Genomic DNA, 13289 nt, shown 5'->3' on the forward strand with positions numbered 1-13289 from the left:
CTAACAAAATCTCCCTGATGAACGTTTTCTCATGGAAATGAATTGACCTTGTAATCCCGATCTCACCTGACTGGTTAATTTTTCATTATTCCCACTGTTCATTTTTGGCTTGACCCAAAAACGAACCAAAAAGGTCAAGGCTGTCAAATCTTATTTCAAATGATGGATTAGGTTTAGGGAAAATAGATCATTAGCGTATCCATCATTTGATTTTTGGCGCTGAATTTCGGGCTTAAAATGAGTGGATCTCCTTATTGGAGCTAACTCATTTTTTTAACGCCCTCCATGCATCTCCAAAAACCATAAGCTTTGAAGGCCGAAAATACCTGAAATAACATGCTGTCATAAAAGAGTTTCTTTGTCGAGATTCAATGAAACACCTAAAACTATCTAGCCAATTGGACCATTAACCTAACTAGCAACTCTCCCTGTTAAAACAAAATTTTGATCTTTACGATAACCGTAAGCCCCTTTAGGGATGACATGATATTAGTCGGTGGATTTTTACCGCAACAATGCTAACAAAATCTCCCTGATGAACGTTTTCTCATGGAAATGAATTGACCTTGTAATCCCGATCTCACCTGACTGGTTAATTTTTCATTATTCCCACTGTTCATTTTTGGCTTGACCCAAAAACGAACCAAAAAGGTCAAGGCTGTCAAATCTTATTTCAAATGATGGATTAGGTTTAGGGAAAATAGATCATTAGCGTATCCATCATTTGATTTTTGGCGCTGAATTCCGGGCTAAAAATGAGTGGATCTCCTTATTGGAGCTAACTCATTTTTTTAACACCCTCCATCCATCTCCAAAAACCATAAGCTTTGAAGGCCGAAAATACCTGAAATAACATGTGGTTATAAAAGAGTTTCTTTGTCGAGATTCAATGACATACCTAAAGCTATCTAGTCAATTGGACCATTAACCGAACTTGGAACTCTTCCTATTAAAGCAAAATTTTTATCTTTACTATAACCGTAAACTCTTTTAAGGGTGACTTGATTATAGCCGGTGGCGTGAGCCACCGGATTGGAAATCCAACGTTCATTGATTTTGGCGGTATTGTTGCCATTTCCGCAACAATGCTGACAAAATCATGACGGCACAGTCTTTTACCGAAATCCTACATTAACCATTATGCCAACGGAAAACCCCGGTAGGGGTGGTATTTTTGTAGCCGGTGGCATGAGCCACCGGATTGGAAATCCAAAGTCAATTGATTTTGGCGGTATTGTTGCCTTTTTTCTGCAACAATGCTGACAAAATCATCATTTGAAATTCGAATTCAATTGTCTCTGACAAATGCATTTTGGGAATCGCCTACCCATCTGTATTTGTACAAGGTCGTACGCTGTAATCCCTCATCGTTTTTTCCATTTTGGGAAATATAAAACAAACCATCTCCTAGAGGCTGCAAGCCCGTCGCTCCCCATTTAATATGCCAACCACGAATACCTGTATCAAGATCCTTAGACCCGGCTTGTAGCAAAGACAATGTCTTGACTTTTATTTTTTTATTGTCGGAAGAGATGCGGCTATTTATAGGCTTTTGATGGCCATCAATAACGAATAAATCATAATTAGGAAATTGGGTTTTATTTCCCTTATATACCGCCGCAAACAAATTCCCCGTATGTGAATCGTAGGCTAAATTTTGGATACCATAACGGGTATTTCCCGTTTTTATAAAATACTTCCCTTTTGGTTTTTTAGGACCGGAGGTATGCAATTTATCTTGCGATAGCTGCTTAACATATTTACTCCAATTTGAGACATCATACTTTAATATTACCTGATGGTCATTGTCATCCCTTTCTAAATCACCATAAATACCATAGGCAACATACAAATATTTTTTATCAAGATTAGAGCTGCCTATGGAAGGGGCGAAGGTAAGTCCATCGATTCCTGAACAGGCAAATCGGTGCAATATAAAGTTGTCACCTACAGCTACCTCAGCTTCGTAATCTTGCACAACCTCCGCTAAATATACTGTACGCAACAAATCCTCCGTTTCGGCATTCATATTTTCACGTATGATTTTGGACCCCTCAAAAATGGCAATATAGAAACCATTAACTCCAGCATTCTCTTCCTTTCCCAAAGTCTTTTTGATCCCTTTACCTATCGCATCATTTTTATACTCCAAAGAACCGTAGATTTTACCATCTTCATCATTGAAATCTAAATCGCCCAGGTGACCGATAAAACCGCTAACACTTCCTACCGTTCGGCCAGAAAGATCCATTTTAATCAACCTATCTGTAAAAGAAAGGTAAATGAATCCGTTTTTCTTATCCAAAGCCATGCCTTGTACATGCATTTTGCCCTGATCTCCTGAAGAGAAAGCATCGGGCCAATGACTTGGGGTTTTAACTTCTTGGGCTTGTGTATTCCCTAATATTAAAATAAAAAAGAAGGAGAATAGTAATGTTTTTTTCATTGGTATAGGTAATCTGTTTCTTTGTGCTGTTGACTTTCTTTTGCTCTTGGGAAATAAGCCCATAGCTTTCCTTATATAAGAATTATTTTCAATAAATGGGATCAAAACGAATGGAATAATTGAAAATCAATATACCACTTATTTTAACAATATTGAGTTGAATTTTTATTGACAAAGTAGTATTCTTAAATGCTTTATCATCATTACTAAGAGAGTTTAAATTAGGGTTACCAGGGCAAGATGTGTTAATTTTTAAGGCCCTACAATTATTTATAACTAGGTGATTACCTTGTTCTTACTCTTATTTTTTAATTAAGGTCAAATTTATTAAATGAAAGTCAATACCAATCAAAAGGTATTTATAGCTATAGGCTAAGGCAAACTTTTATATTAGGACTGATTATATCCCTTCATTGGGATGAACGGCCTTTTGAATTGATAAGTATTTGATTAAACTTGCCCTCGAATACCTAATTTGTGTTGAATCAATTAATAATAAACCAAGAAAATAAATGAATTGTAAAAGAATAACTTTAATTCTGTTATTGCCGGCAATGTTGCTGACAGCTAGTACCTTGCAAGCCCAGGTGAAAAAAGTAAAACATGTGGTATTGTTGGGTTTGGACGGCTTAGGTTCTTATGCCTTCCCCAAAGCAGAAATGCCCAACTTAAAAAAGATCATGGAATCAGGAAGTTATAGCCTGAAAGCCAGAACGGTTTTGCCATCATCAAGTGCTGTAAATTGGGCTTCAATGTTGATGGCTTCAGGTCCTACTGCCCATGGATATACCGAATGGGGTAGCAAAACACCTGAAATTCCATCTGCCAAAATTGGCAATTACGGGATTTACCCTTCCATATTTGGCCTGATTAGGGAACAAATGCCAAAGGCCAAGACTGCCGCCGTTTTTAGTTGGGGTGGTATTGAATACTTGCTAGAAAAAGGAGCCATAGATATAGTTACCCATGTAGATGGAGATGATTTATGTACGCACAAGGCTGTGGAAATAATTGTTGAGGAAAAACCAAATTTTATGTTTATCCACCTGAATGAGCCTGATGGCGTAGGACATGGGATTGGACATGATACTCCGGAATATTACGCGGAACTCAAAAATATGGACAAAAGAATTGGGCTTATTTACCAGGCCATTGAAGAGGCGGGCATTGCTGATGAAACCATCTTTATGTTGTCTTCAGATCATGGCGGAGTCGGAAAAGGCCATGGAGAAAAAAGTCTTGAAGAAATATATATCCCTTGGATTATTGAAGGTAGGGGTATAAAAAAGAACCATGAAATCTCGGACTTGATCATGACCTATGACACTGCTGCCACCATCGCCTGGATATTTGGTTTGGAGATGCCACAGGTATGGAGAGGAAAACCTGTTTTGGAAAGCATTAAATAAATAGGTCATTTAAAAGAATATTGAAAATTTGTTGAGAAAACAAAAACCAATGTTTTAACTCTTTTGGTCTATTATAAAATATAATTACAAAATCTAAGGCAATGAAAATATTTTAAACATATACTTATTGTATTTATCTCAATGTATGTTTATTTGTATTTATCAGTTACTATTATAGGGTAAGCTGGGTGTGGATTTTCCAAATAAGCCAAATTCGATTTAATTTTGCACCTAAATATTACCATTTTGAAGCCCATGAGAATTGTCTTTGCTCTATTTGTTATTAGTAATTTTCTCTTTAGTTGTACTCCCTCTCAATCCGAAAAAGCTGCCATTGAGGCCCCTCAGTGGGAGGAAATAGAGCTGGTTTTTACGGCTGCCAATACCTATAACAATCCCTATACGGATGCAGAAATGTATGCTGAGTTTATAGGCCCTGAGGGACAAAAACTACGCCGACCTGCTTTCTGGGATGGAGGGCAAAACTGGAAAGTTCGCTTTGCCTCTCCTGTTGCTCAAGGCGAATGGAAGTGGCATACCCTCGCTTCTGATAGCAGTGATACCGGCTTGCATGGACAAGAGGGAAGACTAAAAAGTGTGGCCTACACCGGGAATAATCAATTGTTAGGTCATGGGCTTTTGCGCATGTCTGAGGGCAAACGAAATGTGGTGCATGCGGATGGTACGCCTTTTATCGTGGTGGGTGATACACCTTGGGCCATGCCCTGGAGATCTACCTATGAAAATACGGCCCATTACGCCAAAAATCGTAGCGAAAAAGGTTTTAATACCGCTTTACTTATGACCATTCAGCCTGACAAAGGAGTTACCGGCCCCAATGCTCGGGATACGGATCAAGGTTTTGCTGTTGCTTTTTCGGATTTGCCTCAGGGCCATATCAATCAAATCAATGCAGATTATTTTCAATACATGGACAGCCTTATAGGTATGCTTGTTGCCCATGAAATTGTACCGGTCTATCAACCTGTCTTTCATGGTTTTGGGTGGAAAGGACAAGAGGTATTGGGCAAGAATGTTGATCCTGTTGAATATGCCCGCTATTGCAAATACTTGGTGGCTCGTTATGGTGCTTGGCCTGCCATGTGGTTGGTAGGGGCAGATGGAATGGGTAGAGAAATAGGCGTTAAAGAAGGGGGCGAAGCAGTAGAAGCTTGGGATGCTTACCAACAGCCTACCGGCATTCACTACAATCCTTTTGATGATTTTATCCCTGAATGGGCTGATCCGGACACCTATGAAATACATTACAATAAAGCCTATCAGGATGCCGAATGGCTGGACTTTCAGTGGGCACAAACAGGACATACTGCCCAGAAGATTTATGATAAAGTAGAGCAAATGTATGAGAACAAGCCTATCAAAGCAGTGGCCAATGGAGAACCGACTTATGAAGGAATAAGAGATCCGGGAAATGGTTCAGGCTGGTGGCAGGGAGAAGAGGCATGGATGCAGTTGATGTCAGGAGGCACCATGGGCGTTGTTTACGGTGCTGGTGGCATGTGGCAGTGGAAAGTGAGTCCTGATGAAGTAGGATGGGCCGCATGGGCAAATTCTGAAGTATCTTGGCGAGAAGCTTTGAACCTGGAAGGTAGTCGCTATGTGGGATTTGTAGCACGTGCCTTGGAGGGCATGCCTTTTACAGATATGGAGAGGCGAAAAGATCTGGCAGGAGGGATGCATTGCTTGGCAAAAGCTGGTCAGTTCTATGTAAGCTATCTCAACGAAGGTGGAGAAATAACCCTAAGTGAGTTAACACCTGAAATGCCTTACCAATGGTTCAATCCGAAGACAGGAGCATTTTTGCCAGCAGCTTCTGTGACTGAAACTGTTCAGACCTTCACTGCCCCAGACAATGAACCTTGGGTATTGCTTGTTGGTCAAAGGGAAAATATTTAAATTGACTATTACCTGTTTTGATTTCTTAATTTGTACCAATAAAATTTATACTAGTGAGACAATCAGTATTTATCGCACTCCTTTTGATTATGGGTTCCTGTGCCAATCAAAAAACCAAAAATGAATTTTGGAATGATGGCAAAGCGGTTTTTGAGTTAAGAGAGATTTTTGTAGGAGAGCGTTTTCCCAATGTGGTGACGTCCAAGGATGGTTCTGTTGTAGCTACTTGGGGAAATAAAAGTTACCAGGTACGCAGGAGTGAAGATGGAGGAAAAAGCTGGCAACCAATCATTACCCTTGCCGAGCCCGGTTTTCAAGGAGGAGGAGTCATTGTGGACGAAGAAAAAGGAGATATTTTGGCATTTGTAGAAGAAGGTCATCCCATTTCCCCTTTTAAAATGTACAGGAGCAAAGACAATGGGAAAACATGGGCAGCTGAAGAAACAAGCCTAATAAGAGACAAGAATGGAAATGTACCTTCCATGCACATGAATGAGCATGGCATTACCTTACAATTCGGTGAAAAGAAAGGCAGATTGATTCGGGCAACCCGCAATTATGATGGAGGAAACAACAAGGAATTTTGGCCCAACCATTATACCAATGCCATTTATTCTGATGATGCAGGTAAAACCTGGCACACAAGCGCCCCTTTTCCTGCCAATGGAACAGGCGAAGCCACGCTGACAGAACTTTCCGATGGAACCATCTACTACAATTCCCGCCGGCACCTGTCCACCGATGGCTTGAACCCAAGAATGAGGCATATTGCACATAGTACAGATGGGGGAGAGACCTGGGAAGGCCTATACGTCAGTGAAGAATTGCCTGATGGAGACCAAAGCGGGGATTACGGCTTGATGGCAGGCTTGATTAGACTGCCAATCGAAGGGCATGATGTGTTGCTATATAGCAATATAGTATCCAATGACGGCAGAAACCATGGGACCGTCTGGGCCAGCTTCGATGGTGGCAAAACCTGGCCGGTAAACAAACTGGTAGAAGGCAAGTTTGCCTATTCATCCATGACCGCCGGAAGGGCCGGTACCCCAAGCGAAGGATTGATTTACCTATTCTTTGAAGGGGAAGGCGAAGATCCAAAAGGCTACTCAGGTAAAATGGCCATTTTCAACCTTGCCTGGCTTACGGATGGTAAGGATTGGGAGGCGTTTTTGGACAATTGATAATTATTAATGGTTAATTATATAATTATTGATTGTAATGATTACGTTAAATCCGCAAACCTTCCGGGTTTTGTTGATCATCAGCCTGATATTAAAATTAGACGAGTGAAACCTGGAAGGTTTTATTTCTATTGGAATCAATTGATTAGCAGGTACTAAAAACTATATCCTTTCTGCATATAGCATGATTATTAGGGTGGGCTCGGTACAATAGAACGACTGGCTGTAATTCTTGCAGTTTATCACTCACACCGTTTGATTGGGCTTTTAATAGGCTGTTTTTGGTGGTCAGTACATCAGTGTAATTCGTCGATGAAGAATACTCTAAAAGCGCTTGGGTAAAGTTGACAGATTTTTCCAATGTCAGTTGGTGAAAGATGTGGTAGATGACAAAGCAAAATATACCGATTGGAGCAAGCGGGACTGCTCCAATTGAAGGTAGACTTGATTATATTATTGGACGAAAATGATTACCCTCCTGTGAACAGGGATGAGGTATACAAAGAGATCTTTGAACAAGCAGAGAATTTTAATAAGTATCAGAGGTGAGCGTAAATTGGGTATTATAAAACAGTGTTAAAAACAATCTCAAATATCATAGGCCAATATTTCCTCCATATTATAATATCTCCTCATTCCAATGAGACCCGAAAGCGGTTAAAGACATTGTAATCTTTTTTTGATGTTTCTTCTCAAAAATTCTAAGCTTTTTCAAACCTTTTCAATTTTGGATTATTGCGCTCGAATTCTTTGATGGCTAGCACCATGTCATATTTGTGCTGCATTTTAGTCCACATTTCGGCGCTTCCACCAGAAACGGTCTGAATTCGGAGTGCGATATTGGGTGGGATGCCGCTTTTTTTATTAACAATTTTTGGTGTAAAAAACTTATATAAACGGAATGGAACATCTAAAATCAAGGAAATTTTTGTTTACCAATGATCCTAACTATTCTGACCTGATCCTCTACTGTGAAGAATATGGTATGTGAGCTATGAACACAATATCTATAACCTTTACGAATAGAAGTTGCCAAAGGGTACATTTCAGGATTTTCGGCAATCCTAATAAACGTATTCTCTAGCGATCCATGGTATTTTTCAGCCTGGGTAGGACCAAAAGCTACTTGACCATAAAGATAAATTTGAATAAGGTCATCTTCTGCTTGGCGGGTAAGAACATAATTCATTGGCCATTTTTTACCCTTTGTTTAGCCTCTGTAAGAATTTCAGCCATAGATTTATTCGATAGTCCACTATTTTCACCCTTTATAAGCTCATTCCTTAACAATAAACGCTCCTCTTCTTGTTCTCTTTGTCTACGAATCAGGTCGTTGATCAATTCACTTTTACTGGAGAATTCATTCTCTTCAATTTTTTGTTTCATCCAACGGTCATTCGGTTCATTAACAGAGATAGTTTGTCTAGCCATTTTTTTGTGTGTTTATGGTGTAATAATACACCATATTTAACGAGTATACAATGCATCTTGTTTATTTTGTACCCTATTATTGAATGTCATTTTATAAAAATTCCAACTATACCCTATAACCTTAAAAAATATCCTAATTCAGTTCGGTTACTTATGTTGGCCGGATATAGATGATATTATCAGCATCCTTATAAAGGACCTCTCCAAGTATATGAAAGTGTTGCAAAGCTTTTTTCCAATCCATCAAAATTAGGCTATTATACAAACAGTATTTTTCTTACCGGAACTTGAAATTATAAAAGCTGGATTTAAAGAATAGAACTACCTAATTCACATACACCTGAATACTGTACTATTGCCAACCTTCACCTAGGGCTCGGTACAACAGAACGACTGCCTGTAATTCTTGCAGTTTATCACTCACTCCGTTTAATTGGGCTTTTAATAGGCTGTTTTTGGTGGTCAGTACATCAGTGTAATTCGTGGATGATGAATACTCTAAAAGCGCTTGGGTAACGTTGACAGATTTTTCCAATGCCAGTTGGTGAAAGATGTGGTAGATGACAAAGCAAAATATACCGATTGGAGCAAGCGGGACTGCTCCAATTGAAGGTAGACTTGATTATATTATTGGACGAAAATGATTACCCTCCTGTGAACAGGGATGAGGTATACAAAGAGATCTTTGAACAAGCAGAGAATTTTAATAAGTATCAGAGGTGAGCGTAAAGTAGATATTATAATACAGTGGAAAAAAATCTCAAATTTAAATAGTTTCCAATTAATTGTTGTTAACCTTCAATTTTGATTTCTCCCAAGTTATTGAAGTCCTGGTCAGCAAAAAGAAATACTTCAAAAGTTGATGGATCTCTTTTTTCTTGGCCAAAAAAATAATGCTTGTCACAAAGATGCAGGCTGGCTGTAATTCCTCTTTGGTATTGTTCTTTTCAAATTGTTCATCGGAGAAAGTTATTTAATAAATAAAAAATGATCATAGCTTACCTTTTAATTGGAAGGGTAAAATAAAAGGTGCTTCCTTTTCCCGGTGCTGAGGTGACACCAATGGTGCCGCCATGTGCTTCTACAATTCTTTTACAAGAGGAAAGGCCTATGCCTGTACCCGATATGGTCTTAGATGTATTCAGCCGTTCCATAAAACCGAAAATTTTATTTTGTTCTTTTTGCTCAATGCCCATACCATTGTCTTTAATTCTGAAGGTGTAATAAGTATCCGTTTTTTCCCAAGAAACGGTTACAATTGGGTCTGCTTCTGATCGGTATTTTATCGCATTGGAAAATAAATTCTGGAATAGCCGTTCCAACTGAATTTTAATTCCCGCTACCTCAGGAAGTTCCGGAATATTGAATATTGCCTGATTTTTGCGTACCGCTTCATCCAAAGTTCCAAGAGCTTCCAAGCAAATTTCATTCAGATGAATCGGTTCAAATTTGCTTGAATTATCCTCTATGCTTGAATATTCCAGCAAATCATTGATCATCATTTTCATGCGGTTGGTATTCACCGTAATTAAAGAAAATAACTCATCCCTATCCCCATTCGGCTCCACTAAATTTTCGTCTTTTATTAAGGCAACAATACTTTCAATTGTATTTAAAGGAGCTTTCAGGTCGTGAGAAGCAATATAAGCAAACCTTTCCAGGTCTACATTGATCTGTTTCAGTCGGTTGGCATTTTCTTCCGCTTCTTTTCTTGCTTTAATTAATTCCTTTTCAAAATTTTTCCGTTGTGTAATGTCAAGTACTGAAATTCTGTAAACCAGAGCATCAGTGGGGTCTCTTTGAATCTTTTTGAAATTGATTAGCGCAGGAAAGCGTACTGTTCCTTTTCCTTTTAATTCAAGATTGATTTCGGAAACCTCTCCCTGCATTTGCAATAAAGGCATTACTCGTGATTCAAAGAAAATTTTTTCACCTACTCCTAATAAATCCTGAAAAATGATATTTTTTAAAGTCTCATCACGCTCGAAATCCAACCAATTGAGTAAGGTGTTATTTATATTGATAATTTCACCAGTTACCAAAATGGTTAAATAGCCGAAAGGTGCGTTTTGATAAAGGTCTTCCGTATGCTCTGTATAATTCCGCTGTTCCAATATTAAGACTTAAGATATGATTTTATAGCCGCTATCGTTTTTTCAGGTGCCGTAAGGTGGGGGCAGTGGCCGGAGGCTTCAAGCAGCATATATTCGCCATTTTGTAAGTTATTATATACATACTTCCCAACCTTCACGGGTGATATGGTATCTGGGTGACATTGAATAACCAACCCGGGAATGCTCATCTTGTTAAGGTCTAAACGATTATCTCCTAAAAAAGTTACTTTAGCAAAATGTTTGGCAATATCCGGATTCATGTTACAAAAACTATTGTGCAGTTCCTTTGAAAATTCAGGTTTATCAGGGTTTCCTACAATTATTGGCGTAATAAAACTCGACCAGCCAAGATAGTTGCTTTCGAGTGTTTCGATAAGCTCATCAATGTCACTTTTTGAAAATCCTCCAAAGTACTCCTCATCATTAATATAACAAGGTGAAGGTCCGATCATTATCATGGATTTGAATAAATCAGGACGTTGAGTTGCTGCCAATAAACCGATAATGCTACTTACAGAATGGCCTACAAAAATCACCTTTTCAAGCTCCAGGTTTTCAATCAATGAAATGACATCTTCGGCATAACCATTGAGAGAATTGTATTTTTGATAATCATAATGACTTTCATTAGAATTACCGGATCCTACATGGTCAAAAAGTACAATGTCATAATCTTCTTCAAATGCCGGAGTTATAAATCGCCACATATTCTGGTCGCAACCATATCCGTGAGCAAAAAGGATGGCTTGATTTCCTTTACCTATCCGTTTTACATTGTTCTTATTTATTATGGCTTTTTCCATCTGCCATTTTGTAACAAAAATCGGGCTATTTTAGCAATTTAGGCCTATTTTGATAAAATAAATCTTTCAAGTTTTATCAAAGAGAACGGACAAGTCTAAGGTATTGATTGTCCTAAGAAATTAGTAATTTAGCTACCTTCTTGAAAATCACCATCTATACAGCATTAATGGTTATTTAAGTACCTTAAATAAATTCTATTATTATTTACTGTTCCTATAAAAGCATGTTCAAATTGTCCTTGGATTTAGTGCTTAAGGAATTTGTTGCCTTACTAATGTCCGCCTAAAAAAGGGCATTTTGCCCCTATAGTAAACAACCTGAAACCTACAACTAAATGCTTGAAGGCTGAGATAAATTTGGGTGTAAATAAAGCAAGAAAGATAAGGGAGTATCTACCTCATAGAAGTAGCTTTTAATGATCAACTTAATAATTGTCCGGACTTAGGCAGTGGGAAATAGGCAAGACTTCAACAAGAAAACGAAAGCCATGGAGTAATCGCTTTTACCTAAGTAATAATGGTTTTTATAATGTACTTAAACATTATAAAAAATTAACATAAATCATTGAAAATAAGCATTATAAATAATTTTATATAAAGTAAATTTGATGTTTTTTTTTGGGTCTCTTCAATATACAATGTGTTATTAATTTGAATACTTAAATTGAAAATATTTACTTGAATACATTAAACTAAAGAAAAATTCTAGGCAAGCTTTTTAATCAAATGCCAAAATAAGGCAAAACCTTTTCCTCTATTTTAGCAATTGACTCACTTACCGGAGTTTCTGATTTGCGCAAGTGCAGTGCCATATGATTCACGCCGATTTCTTCGTAGGTTTTAAGCAACTCCGTTAAATGATTCACACCAACCCCACCACCAAATCGATGTGGTCTAAATTCAGCATTGTCATCTTTTAATAGGTTTAAGTGGAATGCCGAAATGTATGGCTTGCAAGCTTGATCGGCATCATACAAAGCTTCGCACCATTTCTTTTGATTTAGATAGGTTTCTTCAGGTGTCTTGGGATAATTAAACCAACCATTCGCATTTTTGGCAATCCACTCCATACTTTGTCCCGAATACCCTGCTATTACCAAAGGAATTTTGTTTTTTGGTTTAGGGTAAACAGCTACATCTTGGTTTAAAAACGGATAAAATTGGGATAAATCACTTTCCGTTTTCCAAGCTTCTTGCATTATTTTCAGATGTGCTTTAAACAACTTTGGTCGCTCTTGGTAATTGATACCATACATTAGGAACTCCACAGGTCTATCGCCCAAACCTAAGCCTAACAAAAGTCTGCCATCACTTAAATTTTCGATGGTGGCAGCGGCTTTTGCTAATTTTATAGGTTGTTGTAATGGCAATACTATGGCAGCCGTACCCAACAAAATGTTTTTGGTAGCAGCAGCTAAATAACCCAAGTACGGTAAGGTGTCAAACAACTGTGCACCATCACCAAAATTGGGGTCGTACACAGGAACATCACGCATCCATAAGGCTGCGAACCCTGCTTCGTCAATTTGTTTTGCCAATGCTAAATGGTTAGAAATATCAGGTACGCCAAAAGGTCTGTTGTCTTCTAAACGTTTGCGATTTCCTTCGGTTGACCAATCATTGTCTAAAGGAAACTCTATACCAAGTGTCATTTTACCTGGTTTGTATAGTTTATCAAATGAATTCATAGTGTGTTTTAATTAAATTCATCAGGCATCCGATAAGACGCCTGATGAATAATGTGTTTAAGTATTCCAGATACTTTCTGTAGTGTATGTTCGCTTTATCAATTATATTTTTTCTTTTTTAAATAGGACGAGAGTCAATAAGAACCCTACGATTACTAGAATACCACCTACCCAAGGAGTAGCTTCAATACCTAGGCTAGATTCTACAACTATTCCGCCTACATAAGCACCTATAGCAATACCGACGTTAAAAGCAGCAATGTTTAATGCAGATGCTACGTCTTCGGTTCCTGGCAA

13 protein-coding genes and 1 pseudogene are annotated in these 13289 nt (G+C 38.2%); 5 read left to right on the forward strand and 9 right to left on the reverse strand.

The genetic code is table 11. From position 1 onward, the window contains the following. Positions 1-1288 precede the first annotated feature (1288 nt). Positions 1289-2446, reverse strand: coding sequence for a hypothetical protein (locus AAC037_RS07275; RefSeq protein ID WP_339902358.1), 1158 nt, complete (start codon positions 2444-2446; stop codon positions 1289-1291). A gap of 512 nt (positions 2447-2958) precedes the next feature. Here AAC037_RS07275 and AAC037_RS07280 point away from each other — a divergent pair. The 4 genes from AAC037_RS07280 (at position 2959) to AAC037_RS07295 (ending at position 7505) form a co-directional block, all read left to right on the forward strand. Continuing rightward, positions 2959-3855, forward strand: a complete 897-nt coding sequence (locus AAC037_RS07280) for an alkaline phosphatase (protein WP_339902359.1) — start codon at positions 2959-2961, stop codon at positions 3853-3855. 255 nt (positions 3856-4110) lie between these two features. Continuing rightward, positions 4111-5772, forward strand: a complete 1662-nt coding sequence (locus tag AAC037_RS07285) for a DUF4038 domain-containing protein (protein ID WP_339902360.1) — start codon at positions 4111-4113, stop codon at positions 5770-5772. A 53-nt stretch (positions 5773-5825) separates the two neighbouring features. Continuing rightward, positions 5826-6956 carry a sialidase family protein gene (locus AAC037_RS07290; RefSeq protein ID WP_339902361.1) on the forward strand — a complete coding sequence of 377 codons (1131 nt, stop codon included), beginning with the start codon at positions 5826-5828 and terminating at the stop codon, positions 6954-6956. Between the two features lie 480 nt (positions 6957-7436). Further along, positions 7437-7505 carry a hypothetical protein gene (locus tag AAC037_RS07295; RefSeq protein ID WP_339902368.1) on the forward strand — a complete coding sequence of 23 codons (69 nt, stop codon included), beginning with the start codon at positions 7437-7439 and terminating at the stop codon, positions 7503-7505. 152 nt (positions 7506-7657) lie between these two features. Here the strand turns inward: AAC037_RS07295 and AAC037_RS07300 are convergent, their stop codons facing one another. The 4 genes from AAC037_RS07300 to AAC037_RS07315 all read right to left on the reverse strand — a co-directional run bounded on the left by AAC037_RS07300 (position 7658) and on the right by AAC037_RS07315 (position 8922). After that, on the reverse strand, positions 7658-7876 hold the full coding sequence (locus AAC037_RS07300) for a hypothetical protein (RefSeq protein ID WP_339902362.1): 219 nt from the start codon (positions 7874-7876) through the stop codon (positions 7658-7660). After that, complete coding sequence (locus AAC037_RS07305; RefSeq protein ID WP_339902363.1) at positions 7873-8145, reverse strand: type II toxin-antitoxin system RelE/ParE family toxin; 273 nt, start codon at positions 8143-8145, stop codon at positions 7873-7875. The genes AAC037_RS07300 and AAC037_RS07305 overlap by 4 nt, the downstream gene beginning before the upstream one ends. Next, the gene (locus AAC037_RS07310) at positions 8142-8387 is read right to left on the reverse strand and encodes a CopG family transcriptional regulator (RefSeq protein ID WP_040417784.1); all 246 of its coding nucleotides are present in this window, start codon (positions 8385-8387) and stop codon (positions 8142-8144) included. Before AAC037_RS07310 ends, AAC037_RS07305 begins: the two co-directional genes overlap by 4 nt. 352 nt (positions 8388-8739) lie before the next feature. Beyond that, a complete protein-coding gene (locus tag AAC037_RS07315; protein WP_339902364.1) occupies positions 8740-8922 on the reverse strand; it encodes a hypothetical protein in 183 nt (60 codons plus the stop codon). A 119-nt stretch (positions 8923-9041) separates the two neighbouring features. On the opposite strand from AAC037_RS07315, the gene AAC037_RS07320 reads away from it, so the two are divergent. Then, the gene (locus AAC037_RS07320) at positions 9042-9110 is read left to right on the forward strand and encodes a hypothetical protein (RefSeq protein ID WP_339902368.1); all 69 of its coding nucleotides are present in this window, start codon (positions 9042-9044) and stop codon (positions 9108-9110) included. Between the two features lie 275 nt (positions 9111-9385). Here AAC037_RS07320 and AAC037_RS07325 read toward each other — a convergent pair whose 3' ends face one another. From AAC037_RS07325 to AAC037_RS07340, 4 genes and pseudogenes are all read right to left on the reverse strand, one after another. Further along, positions 9386-10501: an ATP-binding protein gene (locus AAC037_RS07325; RefSeq protein ID WP_339902365.1), complete on the reverse strand. Its 1116-nt coding sequence runs from the start codon at positions 10499-10501 to the stop codon at positions 9386-9388. Between the two features lie 2 nt (positions 10502-10503). Continuing rightward, entirely contained in the window at positions 10504-11304 is an 801-nt protein-coding gene (locus AAC037_RS07330) for an alpha/beta hydrolase (RefSeq protein WP_339902366.1), read from the reverse strand. A 722-nt stretch (positions 11305-12026) separates the two neighbouring features. Continuing rightward, positions 12027-12992: a TIGR03571 family LLM class oxidoreductase gene (locus AAC037_RS07335; protein ID WP_339902367.1), complete on the reverse strand. Its 966-nt coding sequence runs from the start codon at positions 12990-12992 to the stop codon at positions 12027-12029. A 102-nt stretch (positions 12993-13094) separates the two neighbouring features. Continuing rightward, positions 13095-13289, reverse strand: a pseudogene (locus AAC037_RS07340) (MFS sugar transporter); the annotation flags it as partial.

This window comes from uncultured Cyclobacterium sp. (genome assembly GCF_963976465.1).
Classification (GTDB): Bacteria; Bacteroidota; Bacteroidia; order Cytophagales; family Cyclobacteriaceae; genus Cyclobacterium.